Source organism: Streptomyces tauricus (assembly GCF_014650955.1).
In the GTDB taxonomy this organism is placed as follows: domain Bacteria; phylum Actinomycetota; class Actinomycetes; order Streptomycetales; family Streptomycetaceae; genus Streptomyces; species Streptomyces tauricus.
Genome location: NZ_BMVY01000045.1, coordinates 18145 through 32753, shown reverse-complemented (window position 1 = coordinate 32753; position 14609 = coordinate 18145). Strand labels below are relative to the sequence as shown.

Sequence of the window (14609 nt, the reverse complement as noted above, 5' to 3'; positions counted from 1 at the left end):
ATCGCTGACCCGGGGGGCGGGGGACATGAGGGGAGCGTTCAGGAGTAGCGGGCCCGGAGTTCCGTCTCGAGGTTCTCCAGGGTGCGGCCACGCGTCTCGGGGACGTACAACTTCACAAAGGTGATCGAGAAGACTCCCGCCACCACGAAGAGGAAGAACGTGGCGGAGATACCGATCCCGGAGACCAGAGACGGGAAGACCAGCCCGATCGCGAAATTGGTCAGCCACAGCACCACCGCCGCGACGCCCATTCCGAAGGCACGCATCCGCATCGGGAAGATCTCCGAGAGCATGAGCCAGGTGACCGGCGAGATCGCGCCCTGCTGGAAGGCGAGGAAGGTGACGGTCATGGCGAGTACGGCGTAGGCGCGGCCGTCGCCCGAGGGCAGCGCCAGCGAGAAGATGCCGATCATCAACAGGGCGCTCGTGGTGCCGATCTGACCGGCCATCAGCATCGGGCGTCGGTTGACCCGGCCGAGCAGCCAGATGCCGACGAAGGTGGCGAGGACCGAGATCACGCCGTTGGCGATGTTCGCCGTCAGCGCGCTGTCCGCGGCGAACCCGGCGTCGGTGAGGATCTGTGTGCCGTAGTACATGATCGTGTTGACGCCGGTGATCTGCTGCACGATAGCGATGCCGAAGCCGATGAACATCAGCCTGCGCACCCATGGAGTGGACCTCATGTCGTGCCAGCCACCGAGCTTCGCCTGATCGTCCTTGACGGCGAGCGTGGAGACCTCGCTCAGCTCGGCCTCGGCCTGCTGCTGGGACCTGACCTGCTTGAGCACCTCGAAGGCCTCGTTGAACCGGCCCTTGGAGGCGAGCCAGCGGGGGCTTTCCGGCATCACCAGCATGCCGAACCACAGCACCACGGCGGGAATGGTCGCGATCACCAGCATGTAGCGCCACACGCCGCCGGACTCGCCGCCCACGTCGGCGATGATCGCGTTGGAGGTGAAGGCCAGCAACTGCCCGCTGACGATCATGAGTTCGTTGCGGGTGACCAGCGCACCGCGACGTTCGGCGGGCGAGATCTCCGCGAGATACACCGGCACGGTCACCGAGGCGCCACCGACCGCGAGGCCGAGCACGAACCGGGCCACCACCATCACCGCGGTGGTCGGGGCGAGCGTGCAGCCGAGCGCGCCGATGAAGAACAGCACCGCCAGCAGCAGGATGTTGCGCCGCCTGCCGCGGGCGTCCGAGAGACGGCCGCCGATGACCGCTCCGAGCGCGGCACCGAGCAGCAGGGAGCTGGTGACCATGCCCTCCGTGAAGGGGGTCAGGCCCAGGTCGTCGGTCATGTACGGCAGCGCGCCGTTGATGACCCCGGTGTCGTAGCCGAAGAGCAGTCCGCCGAAGGTTGCGATGATCGTGATGAGCCGTAGCCGCCGCGAGACCGCCGGCGGGGCGCCGTCGATGAACGTGGAGGCGGTAGTGGTGGTGGCGCGTGGCGAGGTCGCGTCGTCCCTGACGTCCATGGCCCTCTCCTACCGGTGGTTGTGGGGGCGCCGGGTTCCGGTCAGGCCGCAGCCGGCCAGGTGCTCACGCGTGCGTACAGCGATGGGGAGCGGCACGTCGGGAGCGCACGGATACAGGTCCTGCTCGACGATGACAAACAACTCGGCGTCGAGCTTGGCGAGTTCGTCCACCACATCGGCCGGGTTCGGCACACCCGCGGGTGGAGAGACGCACACTCCGCGCTTGACGGCCTCGCCGAACGACAGGTCCTCCGCGGCGACCTGGGCGAGCACTTCCGGGTCCATCTGCTTGATGTGCACGTATCCGACGCGCTCACCGAACCGACGGATCAGATCGAGGTTGTCACCGCCGCCGTACGCGACATGCCCCGTGTCCAGGCAGAGGTTCGTGTACTGGCCGTCCGACTCGTTGAGCAGCCGTTCGATCTCCGGCTGCGTCTGGATGTGGCTGTCGGCGTGCGGGTGGAGGACGAGCCGTACGTCGTACTCGTCGAGCAGCAGCTTCCCGAGTCGGTCGGCGGCCCGGCCGAAGCCCGCCCACTGCCCGGCGGTCAACTCGGGGGACTCGGTGAACGCGCCGGTCTTCTCGTCCCGGTACATGGGCGGGATGAGAACGAGGTGGTGGGCGCCCGCGGCGGCGGTCAGCTCGGCGACCTGCCGGACATGCGCGAGCATCTCGTCCCAGGCTTCAGGGCGGTGCAGCGCGCCGAAGGCGGTGCCGCCGGAGACCTTCAGACCGCGTACGGCCAACTCCTCGGCGAGTACGGATGGTTCGGTGGGGAGATAGCCGTACGGTCCGAGTTCCAGCCACTCGTAGCCGGCCTGCGTCAGTTCGTCGAGGAAGCGGGTGTATGGGACCTGGTGCTCGTCCTCGGGGAACCAGATGCCCCAGGAATCGGGGGCCGAGCCCAGACACAGGTTGCCAGCGACGGTGCGGAGTGGGGATGGCGCCATTGCCATGGTCGAAATCCTTTGAAGACGAGGGACGGAGATGCCCTTGGGTGGCGGTGTTTTCTGCGCGGGGGTCTGTTGCTGTCTTTGCCGGGGTTCAGTTGGATGTGGGGAAGTTGAAGCCGGCGGTCACCTCCTGCTTGGGCTGCGGCCAGCGTGTGGTGACGACCTTGGGGAGGGTGTAGAAGCGGATGCCCTCGGGACCGTGGATGGGGGAGTCGCCGATGAGGGAGTCCTTCCAGCCGCCGAAGGAGTAGTACGACATCGGCACAGGCACCGGCACGTTGATGCCGATCATGCCGACCTTGACGTTGCGCTGGAAGCGGCGCGCGGCTTCGCCGGAGCCGGTGAACAGGGCGGTGCCGTTGCCGTAAGGGTTGGCGTTGATGACGCCGATGGCCTCGTCGAGGGTGTCGACGCGGACGACGGCGAGGACCGGCCCGAACAGCTCTTCCTTGTAGGCGTCCATCTCGGTCGTTACGTGGTCGAGGAGGGACGGCCCGGTGAAGAAGCCGTCGGCGTATGCGGGGTCGTCGACCTTGAGGCCACGACCGTCGACGACCACGGTGGCACCCTGTCCGCCGGCGACACCGACGGCGTTCTCGACGCGCTCTTGGGCGGCCTTGGTGACCAGCGGGCCCATCTCCGTGCCCGCCGCGTCACCGGGACCGACCTTCACCTCGCGGGCCTTGCGCTGAAGGATCTCGACCAGAGCGTCGGCGGCGTCCCCGACCGCGACGGCGACCGAGACGGCCATGCAGCGTTCACCGGCGGAGCCGTACGCGCCCGCCGTGATGTGGTTCGCGGCGAACTCCAGGTCGGCGTCGGGCAGGACGACGGCGTGGTTCTTGGCTCCGCCGAGCGCCTGGACGCGCTTGCCGTGCGCGGTGGCCGTCTCGTGGACGTACCTGGCGATCGGCGTCGAACCGACGAAGGAGACGGCCTCGATGCCGGAGTGGGTGAGGATCGCGTCGACTGCGTCCTTGCCGCCGTGCACGACGTTGAAGACGCCGTCGGGCAGCCCGGCCCTCTTGTAGAGCTCTGCGACGAAGTTCGCGGCGGAGGGGTCGCGCTCGCTGGGCTTGAGGATGAAGGTGTTGCCGGTCGCGATGGCGATCGGGTGCATCCACAGAGGCACCATGGCGGGGAAGTTGAAGGGCGTGATGCCCGCGACGACGCCCAGCGGCTGGCGGAAGTTGTGCACGTCCACACCGCGTGAGACCTGGTCGGAGAAGGACCCCTTCAGGACGTCCCCGAGTCCGCACGCGAACTCCACGACCTCCCGGCCGCGCGTGATCTCGCCGCGCGCGTCGTCGACCGTCTTGCCGTGCTCGGCGGAGATGATCCGGCCCAGTTCCTCCTCGTGCTCCACGAGGAGCTGCCGGAAGGCGAACATGACCTGGGTGCGCTGGGTGAGCGACGACTCGGACCAGGTCTCGAAGGCGGCGGTGGCGGCTGTGACGGCGGTGTTCACGTCGGCGGCCGAGGCCAGGGCGACCCTGGCCTGTTCCTGGCCGGTGGCCGGGTTGAACACGGGGGCCGTCTGCGGGCTGTTCCCGGCGGCGGGGGAGCCGTTGATCCAGTGCTCGATGGTTTTCACGGTGCGGGTTTCCTTTGCGGGGACGGGACTTACAGGTAGTGGCGCTGGGCCTGCTTGCGGGCGGCGTACGTCTCGTACGCGTCACGGGTGGAGTCCAGGGCGGAGGTCTGGCTCACCGGTACGTCCCACCAGCCGTGGCCGGGCGGGTTCGGCCCGTACAGGTCGGTCTCGACGTGCACGACTGTGGTGCGGGTGGCGGCCTTCGCCTTCTCCATCGCCGCACGGAACTCGTCGACGGAGGTGGCGTGCAGTACGTCCGCACCGAGCGAGGAGGCGTTGGCGGCGAGGTCGACGGGGAGTACGTCACCGTCGAGCTGGCCCGAATCGGCTGTGCGGAAGCGGTACTTGGTGCCGAACCGCTGCGAGCCGAGTGACTCGGACAGGGCGCCGATGGAGGCGAAGCCGTGGTTCTGGACGAGGACGATGATGACCTTCAGTCCTTCGGAGACCATGGTCACGATCTCCTGAGCCATCATCAGATACGAGCCGTCGCCGACGAGTACGACGACCTCGCGCGACGGGTCGGCCATCCTCGTGCCGACGCCGGCGGCGACCTCGTAGCCCATGCAGGAGTACGCGTACTCCACGTGGTAGGCCTTCGGATCCCGTGCCCGCCACAGCTGTTGCAGGTCGCCGGGCATGGAGCCGGCTGCGTTGATGACGACGTCACGGTCGTCCAGGACGTCGTTGAGCGCGCCCAGGATCTGGGTCTGGGCGGGCAGTTCACCGGTGTTGCGGTCGGTCGCGAAGCACTCCTCCTCGATCTCCCGTGTCCGGGCGATGAGTTGGCGTGTGCGGTCGCGGTACTCCGGGGCGACCTCCCAGTCCGTCAGCGCGCCCGCGAGGGCCTGGATGCCGAGCCGGGCGTCAGCCACCAGCGGTTCCGCCGAGTGCTTGACGGCGTCCAGGCGGGCCACGTTGAGGTTGACGAACGTGACGTCCGGGTTGCCGAAGACGGTGTGGCTGGCAGTGGTGAAGTCGGAGTACCGGGTGCCGATCCCGAGGACGACGTCTGCCTCGCGCGCGACTTCGTTCGCCGCGTACGAGCCGGTCGAGCCGATGCCGCCGACCGCGTAGGGGTGGTCCCAGGGCACCGCGCCCTTGCCTGCATGGGTGTCCGCGACCGGGATGCCGCTGGCTTCGGCGAAGGCGCGCAGCTGGGTCTCGGCGCCGGAGTAGACGGCACCGCCGCCGGCCACGATCAGCGGTCTGCGGGCACCGCGCAACAGACGCGCGGCCCGCTCGACGGCGGCCGGTTCCGGTACCGGGCGGCCCACGTGCCAGACCCGGCGCCGGAAGAAGGAGAGGGGCCAGTCGTACGCCTCGGCCTGGACGTCCTGGGGCAGCGAGAGCGTGACGGCGCCGGTCTCGACCGGGTCGGTGAGCACCCGCATCGCGGCCAGCGCGGCCGGGATGAGCTGCTCGGGCCGGGAGATCCGGTCGAAGTACTTGGACACGGCCCTGAAGGTGTCGTTGACCGTGACGTCCCCGCCGCGGGTGTCCTCCAACTGCTGGAGGACCGGGTCGGCGGCACGGGTCGCGAACATGTCGCTGGGCAGCAGCAGGACCGGGATCCGGTTGGTGGTGGCCAGGGCCGCACCGGTGATCATGTTCGTGGAGCCGGGTCCGGTCGACGCCGAGCAGGCGAAGGTCGCCAGCCGGTCGCGCATCTTCGCGTACGCCACCGACGCGTGCACCATGCCCTGCTCGTTGCGGGCCAAGTAGTAGGGCAGGTCGGCCTCTTGGGTGACGGCGGCCTGCAGGAGCGCCTGGCCCAGGCCGGCCACGTTGCCGTGCCCGAAGATGCCCCAGACCCCGGGGATCAGCCGCTGCTCCTGGCCGTCGCGCTCGCTGTACTGGTTCGCCAGGAAGCGCACGAGGGCCTGCGCGGTGGTGAGCCTGATCGTTTCCATCACTGGTTCTCCTTGGCCCCGAACGGCAGCCGGCGGTCGCTCTCCTGGGACTCCCAGGCGCCGCGGACCCACCCGTGGGCGGGGTCGTCGCAGATCAGCCAGGCGCGGTCCTGCCCCGGGCCCGCCATGACGTTGAGGTAGTAGAGGTCGTAGCCGGGCGCGGCGATCGACGGGCCGTGCCAGCCGTGCGGGATCAGGACGGTGTCGCCGGAACGGACCTCGGCGAGCACGTCGATGGGCCGCTCCGGGGTGCCGTAGACCCGCTGGTATGCGAAGCCGTCCTGGCCCGCGACCTGGAAGTAGTAGATCTCCTCCAGCTCGGACTCGACCGGCCGGCCGCTGTCGTCAGTGCGGACCTCGTCGTGCTTGTGCGGCGGATACGAGGACCAGTTGCCGCCGGGGGTGAGGACCTCGCACACCAGCAGCTGCTCGGCGTCGAACGTGCCCGGCAGGCAGTAGTTGTTGACCTGGCGGGAGCAGTTCCCTGCGCCGCGCAGCTCGACGGGCACGTCCTCCTTGCGCCCGTACCGAGCCGAGTGACCTCCCCGCTCGGTACGGGCGGAGGGCAGCGCGAACAGACCTCCCTGCGCGCTGCTGATCAGGGCTTCCGACGCGCGCGGGAGATACGCGAAGTCGGTGGCCGAGGCGAACACGCCTGTCCGACCGGCGAGTTCGAAGGCCCTGCCGTTCGTGGTGACGGTGCAGGAGCCCGTCAGCGGCAGGACCAGGAACTCGGAATCCCCGGTGGACAGGGCGTGCGCCTGGCCCGGCCTCAGGGTCAGGATCCTGAGGCCGGAGTATCCCCAGCCCGCCGACTCGGGGGTGACCACGAGGTCGTACGGACCGTCGGCCGAAGTCCCGTGGGGGAGGTGGTACTTGCTCGTGTCGCTCACAGCAGGCTCACCGCCCGGTCCACCGCACCGGCGACGTCGCCGCCTGCGGGGTAGAGCAGGGAGCGGCCCACGACCAGGCCCTGCGCGGTGGGCTGCTTGAGGGCCTTGCCCCAGGAGGCGAAGGCCGTGTCCGGGTCGGTGACCTCGCCGCCTAGCAGGAGCGCCGGCAGGGTGGAGGCGGCGAGAACTCGTTCCATGTCGTTGACGACCGGCAGCTTCAGCCAGGTGTAGGCACTGCGGCGGCCGAGCCCCGAGGCGATGGTGACCGACTTGATGACGGCGTCGGTGGAGAGGTCGTTGCGGACCCTGCCGTCCTGCCACACGGACATGAACGGCTCGACCAGCGCGATGAGTTGACGGTCGTTCAGCTCGTCGACCGCGCGGGCGGTGTTCTCCAGGACGGAGGGCGTCGCCGGGTCCTTCAGGGCGATGCGGGTGAGCATCTTGCCGCCGTCGAAGCGCATCGCGGCGATCGTCTCGGCGTCGTGACCGGTGAAGCGGTCGTCGATCTCGAAGACCGACCCCGCGAGCCCGGCCCGGTTCATCGAGCCGAAGACGCTCTTGCCGTCGAGCACGCCGAGCAGCAGCAGGTCGTCCAGGATGTCCGCGGTGGCCAGCACACCGGTCACACCGGGCCGCTCCAGGGCGACGCACAGACGGTCCAGCAGCTTGAAGCGGTCGGCCATGGCGGTGGGGTCGCCGCCGACGCCGTTGGCGCCGCGCGCGGGATGGTCCGCCGCGATGATCATCGCCTTGCCGTGCTCGCCGAGCAGCGAGGTGGCCCGTACGCGTCGCGCGGCGGCCGCCGCGACGGCACCGGGATCACTGACCCGGGCCTCCACGATCCGGCTCACGTTGTCAGACAGCACGTCGTCACACCTCTCGTTGGGTGGAGCCGGAGGCGAGCGAGGCCTCGCGGAGCTTGGTGTCGACCTCGGCCTCGGTCGGCATGGCGTCTGAGCAGGCGAGCCGGCCCGCGACGATGGCGCCGGCGGCGTTGGCGAAGGCGACGGTGCGGCGGATGCCCCAGCCGGACAGAATCCCGTGGCAGAGTGCGCCGCCGAAGGCGTCTCCGGCGCCGAGGCCGTTGACGACGTCCACCGGGGCCGGCGGGATCTCGGCGGTCGAGCCGTCCCGGTTCATGGCGAGCACGCCCTTGGGTCCCTGCTTCACCACGGCGAGTTCGACCCCGGCGGCGAGCAGCGCCTTCGCGGCCGCGTACGGCTCGCGCTCACCGGTGGCGACCTCGCACTCGTCGAGGTTGCCGACCGCGACGGTGGTGTGGCGCAGCGCCTCGGAATAGTACGTACGGGCCGCTGCCGGGTCCTTCCAGAACATCGGCCGCCAGTCGAGGTCGAAGACGGTCGTCCCCGCCTTCGCGCGGTGTGCCAGGGCGGCGAGGGTGGCCGGGCGGCTCGGATTCTCGCTGAGCCCGGTTCCGGTGATCCAGAAGACGCGGGCGTCGCGCACCGCCGCGAGGTCGAGCTCGTCGGAGCGGATGTCCAGGTCGGGAGCCTTCGGCAGGCGGTAGAAGTAGAGCGGGAAGTCGTCGGGCGGGAAAATCTCGCAGAAGGTCACTGGGGTCGGCGCGATGTCCGACGTACCGACGAAGTGGGTGTCGACTCCGTAGCCGGCCAGGGCCGTGCGGACGAAGTCCCCGAACGGGTCGCGGCCGGTCTTGGTGATCACGGCTGCGGAGCGCCCGTAACGGGCGGCGGCGACGGCGACGTTGGTCGGGCTGCCGCCCAGGTACTTGCCGAACGAGGTGACCTCGGCCAGTCCCACGCCTGTCTGGAGCGGATACACATCCACTCCGACGCGGCCCATGGTCAGCACTTCCAACGGCATAACGCGGTTTCCCTTTCGTGCCAGAGACGGGAGACTCTCACGAGAGTCGCTATCGCGCTCTACTAGCGCGCTCTAGTCTGTGTACGATGACCTCTGTCCAAATGTCATGTCAATACCTTGTTGCTGGGAGATTTCGAGAGGGCCCGTATGGTGGGCCGCGTCGAAGGGTGGGTTCACTGGTGGATGCGTCGGGGAAGCAGCGGCCCACGATGGCGGACGTCGCCGCGAAAGCGGGGGTGTCCCGGGCGCTCGTCTCGATCATCTTCCGCGGTCAGCCAGGTGCGAGCGAAGGGACCCGGGAGCGGGTGCTGCGGGTCGCCGACGAGATCGGCTACCGCCCCGACAGCGCGGCCCGGCTGCTGGCCCGCGGCCGCAGCCGCACGCTCGGCGTGATGTTCACCGTGCATCAGACCTTCCACGCGGACCTCATTCAGGGGATCTACCCCGAGGCCGAACGCCTCGGCTATGACGTCCTGCTCTCCGCGGCCGCCCCGGGTAGAAGTGAAGCGAAGGCGGCCGAGGCTCTGCTCAGTCACCGTTGCGAGGCGCTGATCCTGCTGGGTCCCGACGCGGAGGCCGCGTATCTCGACGGACTCGGACAACGGGCGGCGACCGTCTCGGTCAGCCGCCGGGTGCCCCACGCCCGCGTGGACTTCGTACACTCCGCCGAGGGCAAGGGTGTGCGACAGGCCATGGAGTACCTCGTCGAGAGGGGGCACCGACGGATGGTGCACATCGACGGCGGCCGGGGCCCGGGCTCGGCCGAGCGGCGGCGTGCCTACCGGGCCGCGATGCGCCGGCACGGGCTGGAGTCCGAGGCGCGGGTGATCGCCGGGGAACACACGGAGGAGTCGGGCATCGAAGCGGGCCGCCTGCTCCTGGCGGAGCGCAATCGGGGTCAGGCCCTGCCGACGGCGGTGCTCGCGGGCAACGACCGGTGTGCGTGGGGCCTGCTGATGGCCTTGACACGGGCAGGTGTTGATGTGCCGCGTGATGTGTCCGTTGTCGGGTACGACGACAGTCACCTCTCCCATCTGATGCCGATCGGTCTGACCACCGTCCGTCAGGATGCGGCCCTCATGGCGCAGTACGCCGTCCGGTTCGCCGTGGAGCGGCTGGAGAACCCGGAGCTGGAACCCCGGGAGGCGGTACTGGACCCCAAGCTCGTGGTACGCGGCACCACTGATACGGCACCGAAGACGTTGACCTGAGACACCGGCGACCGGAGGCCGTGGGAGATCACAGGACCTGAGACGTCACATATCGACCACGCTGTCGCCGACCGGGATGTAGCACAGTGCATCGAAGTTGACTTCGCTCTGTCTGATGCCGAAATGCTGGTGGACATGTGATCAAGACGGTCAGCGCGCATCCTCAGCAGTCGGGGCTTTGGGCCTTGCCTTGCTGGGGTAGCACCAACTGCACGCCGGTCGACATTCATGCGTTCGCGTTGTGAGGACGCCCTCGGGATATGCCGCTACAGGGCCGCGAGGTCCTTCTCCTCGGGAAGTTTGTCGACGTCGACGCCGCGGACTTGGGCGAGCTCGTGTTTGAGGGCGGCGAGTTCGGCGCCTCCGGCCATGTGGTTGGTCAGCTCTTCGAGGGTGACGTCGGCGCGGGCGGCGGAGAGTTCCATGGTGCCCAGGCGCAGCACGCTGAAGTGGTCGCCGACCATGTAGGCGTGGTGCGGGTTGTGGGTGATGAAGATGACACCCAGACCGCGGTCGCGGGCGGCGGCGATGTACTTGAGTACCACGCCGGACTGCTTGACGCCCAGGGCGGCGGTGGGCTCGTCCAGGATGAGGACGCGGGCACCGAAGTAGACGGCGCGGGCGATGGCCACGGACTGCCGCTGGCCGCCGGAGAGGGTGCCGATGGGCTGGTCGAGGTCGTCCAGGACGATGCCCATGGCGCGCAGTTCGGTGTCCGCGGTCTGCTTCATCGCGGCGATGTCCAGGCGGCGTACGGGCCAGGGGCCCTTGGTCATCTCGGAGCCGAGGAAGAAGTTCCGCCACACCGGCATCAGCGGCACGGTGGCCAGGTCCTGGTAGACGGTGGCGATGCCCTTGTCGAGGGCCTCGCGCGGGGTGCTCAGCTGCACCGCCCGGCCGTCGATGAGGAACTCGCCCTCGGTGTGCTGGTGCAGGCCGGAGATGATTTTGATCAGGGTGGACTTGCCGGCGCCGTTGTCGCCGAGCACACAGGTCACCTGGCTGGGATACACCGCCAGGTCCACGGTGTGCAGGGCGCGGACATTGCCGTAGGCCTTGCCCGCCCCGCGCAGTTCGACGACCGGCTCGGCGGCGTCCGCGGGCTTGTCATTGACCGCCGCGCCGTTGGGGGAGGTGGTGTTGTCGGTCATGGGTTACCTCCGGGTTGCCTGGCGGCGGACCCACAGATTGACGAGGGCGGCGAGCAGGAGCATGACGCCGAGGAAGGCCTTGAACCAGTCGGGGTTCCAGTTGGCGTAGACGATGCCCTGGGAGACCATGCCGAAGATGAAGGCGCCGATGACCGGGCCGATCGCGGAGCCGTAGCCGCCGGTGAGCAGGCAGCCGCCGATGACCGCGGCGATGATGTAGAGGAACTCGTTGCCGACGCCCTCGCCGGACTGGACGGTGTTGAAGGAGAACAGGATGTGCATCCCGACGAACCAGGCACCGGCGCCGACCCCCATGAACAGGGCGATCTTGGTGAAGGTGACCGGCACACCCACCGCACGCGCCGATTCCTTGCTGCCGCCGGTCGCGAAGATCCAGTTCCCGAACTTGGTGCGCAGCAGCAGCCAGGTCGCGGCCGCGGCGAAGACCAGCCAGTAGAACACCGTGATCTTCACATCGACGCCGCCGATGCTGATCTCGGAGGCGAAGACCTCCTTGGCCTGTTCGAAGCCGTCCATGTCACTGATCGAGTCGGTCGCGACGTTCCCGGTGAAGATCTTCGTGATGGCGAGGTTGCCGCCCTGCAGGATCAGGAACGTACCCAGCGTGATCAGGAACGACGGCAGCCCTGTCCTGACCAGCAGATAGCCGTTGAACGCGCCGATCGCCAGCGACACCAGCAGCGCGACGACGATGCCGACCCATATGTTCATGGAGAGCTGGAAGCTCCACATGCTGGCGGTGAGCGCCGAGGTGGTGACCGCGACGCCGGCGGACAGGTCGAACTCTCCGCCGATCATCAGGAGTGCCACCGGGAGGGCCATGATGCCCATGACGGAGGACTCGTAGAGCACGTTGGCCAGCGAGCCGGCCTCACGGAACGGGGAGGCCACCGCGAAGAAGAAGACGTACACGCCGATCGCCGCGATGAGCGCGCCGATCTCGGGACGGGCCGCCAGCCGGCGGGCCAGGGACCGTTCCGAGGTCCGGCGACGAGGGACTCGTCGCCGGTGCCGTTGCCTGGGACATGGGGATCACCGAGTGCCCTTCGCGGCGAACTTCGCGATGGTTTCGACGTTGGACTTGTCGACGAACGCCGGGCCGGTCAGCACCGGCTCCTGGCCACCGCCACTGAAGTTGCCGTTGGTCTTGTACAGCCACAAGGCATCTACCGAGAGGTAGCCCTGCAGATACGGCTGCTGGTCGACGGCGAACTCGACGTCACCGTCCTGGATGGCGCCGACCAAGTCCTTGTTCAGGTCGAAGGTCGCCACCTTCGCCTTGCTGCCCGCGTCGTCCACGGACTGCACGGCGGTCAGCGCGAACGGGGCACCGAGAGTGACCACATAGTCGACCGAGCTGTCCTGCTTGAGCTTGGCGGTGATCGTCGACTTCACGGCCGGCATGTTCGTGCCGTTCACGTACAGGTTCGTGGTCTTGCCCTTGAACGCCTTCTTCACACCGGCACACCGGGCTTCCAGGGCGACATGCCCCTGCTCCTGGATGACGCAGATGTTGTTCTTGGCACCGAGTTCGTTGAGCCTCTCCCCGAAGGCCGCACCCGCGACGGTCTCGTCCTGGCCGAAGTACTCCAGCAGGCCCTGCTCCTTCCAGGCGTCGATGCCGCCGTTGAAGCCGACGACCGGGATGCCAGCCTTCTCTGCCTTGGCGACCGCGGCTTTCATGGCGTCGGGCTTGGCGAGGGTGACCGCGATGCCGTCGACCTTCTGGTCGATCGCGTTCTGGATGAGGTTGGCCTGCTTGGCCGAGTCCGGGTTGCTGGAGTACACCAGCTCGACGTTGTCCTTGGCCGCAGCGGCCTCGGCACCCTTGCGGATGAGGTCCCAGAAGGTGTCGCCGGGGGCCGCGTGGGTGATCATGGCGACCTTCATACGGGGGGTGTCGGCCTTGCCGGCCGATACGTTGCCCGTGTCCTCCTCTGCCTTCTTGCCGCCAGAGTCGCTGGAACAACCGGAGGCGAGCAGGCTTCCGGCGAGGACCGTAGCGCTGAGAATGGCGACTCGATGGTGTCTGTACATGTCCCTTGCACCTCGCTGTGCTGGTCGGGGCGGAGTTTGTGGCGGCGGAGCGCGTGTGACGTCGGTAACCGGTGGTCGGTGTATCGGTCACCGAGCGGGCGACGCGGTGCGCCAGAGGTTTTGTATGTGCCGTACGGGGCGCGGTGGCGCGTCTTCTGCGGCAGTCATGGGTGCCGACCGCCTGATTGCTAACTGGAGCGCTTTAGTAGCGCGCTCTAGTTGGAGAGACTATGGAGCCGCTCTACGGGGTTGTCAACAGCTTTGTCAGGACGTACCAACAAAGAGTTCGGAATGAAATTGGGGCGCGGATCTGGTCGCGACGCGAGCGGTACTGGCCATGTGGGCGCTCGTCGGCGGGACAGGGAACTGGCCGAGCGTCCCGGGAGTGCAGAGGGAAAGAGGGCCCGACGGTTCGGGTGCGCGTCGCCTCCCGGGAGGTGCCCGTCGTTCGTTGCCCGGTTGCACGCGAACCTCGACCAGTTGAGCAGCCGTATCGCGGAATGTCGTCTGCATGCGGGTATGTGTGAGCGATCTTGGTCTCGTGAACGGTGTCTGTGCGGCCCATGCAGTGGCGCCAGGGAGGGTGACTCCTGGATGCTGCGGCTGGCGCCGTGGGCGAGGGACTGCGGCCACCCTGTCGGTGGTGCAGCCATCTTACGTCCTGGGCCAGGCAAGGCAGTGTGTTGGTGATCGTGGACTAGCCCGCTTCCATTGGCGCCCTCCCGCTTACGCTTGCCCGCGACGCCGACTGCAAGGTCGCCTAATCCCCTTGTATTAACCGGTCCGTGAAGCTCCGGCTCTTCGGATCTGTTCGAGTACCGGGACGTTGACATCTTGTTTCAGCCTGGCAGACCATGCCTTCCTGCAGAGCGGTGCGAGTACTACCCGTCCGCTCTGGCAGTCTTCGAACCCTGGCGCAACGGTCTGTGTCGGCCGGAAGCCCGGGAGCTTCTGAAGGTGACCCCGACGCCGACCCGGTCCGCGCGGCTGACCCGCACGCAACTGGAGGTCGCGCTCAAACGGGCCGGTCGCGAGCGGGGTATCGCGGCCGAGGCCGGGCGGCTCCGTGGCGTCTTCCGCGCCGACCATGCTCACCACCCAGCGCTGGTCGAGGACGCGCTGTCAAGCAAATGCTCGTGCTCCTGGTCCAGCTGGAGGCTGCTTGCACCGCTGCCGTCGACCTCGCCGAGGCGGTCGAAGAAGCGGCGCCCGGGTGCTCGCCGAGATCGGAGACGACCGGTCCTGCTTCGCGGACGCCCGCGGTCTGAAGGCATACGCCGGTGCCTCGCCCATCACCCGAGCCTCCGGCAAGAAGCCGAGCATCACCAGGCGGTGGGTGAAGAACGACCGACTCAACCACGCCGCCTGTCTCTGGGCCTTTGCCGCCATCACAGCCTCGCCCGGCGCAAGAACCCACTACCGGCGCCGCCGCGACGACCACGGAGACTGGCACGCAGCCTTTCCGACCGCTCTCGCAGCAGCTGCTTGACACATTGAGCGCCT

At 68.3% G+C, this 14609-nt stretch carries 10 protein-coding genes and 2 pseudogenes; 2 read left to right on the top strand and 10 right to left on the bottom strand.

Annotation, left to right across the window (positions count from 1 at the left end; translation table 11 throughout):
* Positions 1-38 precede the first annotated feature (38 nt).
* The 7 genes from IE278_RS37560 to iolC form a co-directional block, all read right to left on the bottom strand.
* Positions 39-1481, bottom strand: a complete 1443-nt coding sequence (locus tag IE278_RS37560) for a sugar porter family MFS transporter (RefSeq protein WP_189779495.1) — start codon at positions 1479-1481, stop codon at positions 39-41.
* A gap of 9 nt (positions 1482-1490) precedes the next feature.
* A complete protein-coding gene (locus IE278_RS37555) occupies positions 1491-2441 on the bottom strand; it encodes a TIM barrel protein (RefSeq protein ID WP_189779494.1) in 951 nt (316 codons plus the stop codon).
* An 88-nt stretch (positions 2442-2529) separates the two neighbouring features.
* Positions 2530-4032 (bottom strand): CoA-acylating methylmalonate-semialdehyde dehydrogenase, encoded by a 1503-nt coding sequence (locus IE278_RS37550; protein ID WP_189779493.1) that lies wholly within the window; start codon positions 4030-4032, stop codon positions 2530-2532.
* 29 nt (positions 4033-4061) lie between these two features.
* Positions 4062-5945, bottom strand: coding sequence for a 3D-(3,5/4)-trihydroxycyclohexane-1,2-dione acylhydrolase (decyclizing) (gene iolD / locus IE278_RS37545; RefSeq protein WP_189779492.1), 1884 nt, complete (start codon positions 5943-5945; stop codon positions 4062-4064).
* On the bottom strand, positions 5945-6838 hold the full coding sequence (iolB, locus tag IE278_RS37540; protein WP_189779491.1) for a 5-deoxy-glucuronate isomerase: 894 nt from the start codon (positions 6836-6838) through the stop codon (positions 5945-5947). Before iolB ends, iolD begins: the two co-directional genes overlap by 1 nt.
* Positions 6835-7707 (bottom strand): Cgl0159 family (beta/alpha)8-fold protein, encoded by an 873-nt coding sequence (locus IE278_RS37535; RefSeq protein WP_189779490.1) that lies wholly within the window; start codon positions 7705-7707, stop codon positions 6835-6837. Before IE278_RS37535 ends, iolB begins: the two co-directional genes overlap by 4 nt.
* 4 nt (positions 7708-7711) lie before the next feature.
* Positions 7712-8686: a 5-dehydro-2-deoxygluconokinase gene (gene iolC, locus IE278_RS37530; RefSeq protein ID WP_189779489.1), complete on the bottom strand. Its 975-nt coding sequence runs from the start codon at positions 8684-8686 to the stop codon at positions 7712-7714.
* Positions 8687-8895: 209 nt separating this feature from the next.
* Here iolC and IE278_RS37525 point away from each other — a divergent pair, with 209 nt between their 5' ends.
* The gene (locus IE278_RS37525; protein ID WP_189779519.1) at positions 8896-9897 is read left to right on the top strand and encodes a LacI family DNA-binding transcriptional regulator; all 1002 of its coding nucleotides are present in this window, start codon (positions 8896-8898) and stop codon (positions 9895-9897) included.
* A gap of 266 nt (positions 9898-10163) precedes the next feature.
* Here IE278_RS37525 and IE278_RS37520 read toward each other — a convergent pair whose 3' ends face one another.
* The 3 genes and pseudogenes from IE278_RS37520 to IE278_RS37510 form a co-directional block, all read right to left on the bottom strand.
* Entirely contained in the window at positions 10164-11048 is an 885-nt protein-coding gene (locus IE278_RS37520; protein ID WP_189779488.1) for an ATP-binding cassette domain-containing protein, read from the bottom strand.
* Positions 11049-11051: 3 nt separating this feature from the next.
* A pseudogene (locus IE278_RS37515) lies at positions 11052-12096 on the bottom strand (ABC transporter permease).
* A 5-nt stretch (positions 12097-12101) separates the two neighbouring features.
* On the bottom strand, positions 12102-13106 hold the full coding sequence (locus IE278_RS37510; RefSeq protein ID WP_189779487.1) for a sugar ABC transporter substrate-binding protein: 1005 nt from the start codon (positions 13104-13106) through the stop codon (positions 12102-12104).
* Between the two features lie 876 nt (positions 13107-13982).
* Between IE278_RS37510 and IE278_RS37505 the strand changes: the two are divergent.
* Positions 13983-14565 (top strand): annotated as a pseudogene (locus tag IE278_RS37505) (transposase); the annotation flags it as partial.
* Positions 14566-14609 lie beyond the last annotated feature (44 nt).